The 690-nt window shown below is 59.9% G+C and carries 1 protein-coding gene; it reads right to left on the bottom strand.

The window, feature by feature from the left end; translation table 11 throughout:
* Positions 1–57: 57 nt before the first annotated feature.
* The coding region (locus tag AB4Z52_RS36265; protein ID WP_442222623.1) for an IS6 family transposase at positions 58–690 on the bottom strand (633 nt) is incomplete at its 5' end.

The following is a 690-nucleotide window of genomic DNA, read 5'->3' as shown; positions in this document are numbered from 1 at the left end:
GGCATCGTAAACTTAACCGCAAAGAGGCCAGCCCATGCCGCCGGCCTATTTTGTTGGTCATGCCCGGGCGATTTTCGCCCACAGGTTCATCGCCGCTGCGCGCAATTCGCGATGATGGCTGGAGGGGATGTCGTGGCGCGGGATGTGGAACAGGTTGGCAATCGGGTCATGGATGGAGACAAAGCGTTGTAGATGTCGCTGTGACTTGAAGCGCTTCATGATCCGCTCTCGCCGCCGGACGGGCTGGTGGGAATTCTCCGCCCGATTGTTCAGGCCTTTGTGGGAGCGATGCTCGACACCGGGCATGATCTCCCGCTTTGCGGCGCCGTAGGATCGAAGCTTATCGGTGATCATCACCCGCGGCGCTCGGCCCTGGCTCTTTAAGAGCTTACGCATCAGGCGTTTGGCCGCCTTGGCATTGCGGCGGCTTTGCACCAGCACCTCCAGAACAAAACCGTCCTGATCAACGGCGCGCCACAGCCAGTGCTTCTTGCCTCGGATCGAAATGACGGCCTCATCGAGGTGCCACTTGTCTCCAAGCTGGCCGGATGAGCGACGACGGATGTCGWTGGCAAAGGTCCGCCCAAATTTCTCCGCCCACAGCCGGACCGTCTGATGGGAGACAATGATCCCACGGGCAGCCAGCAAGTCCTCGACCATCCGTAGGCTGAGAGGGAAACGGAAATAAAG

The sequence above is a fragment of the Rhizobium sp. 2YAF20 genome, assembly GCF_052114685.1.
GTDB lineage: Bacteria > Pseudomonadota > Alphaproteobacteria > Rhizobiales > Rhizobiaceae > Rhizobium.
This window is presented reverse-complemented; position numbering and strand designations above follow the sequence as displayed.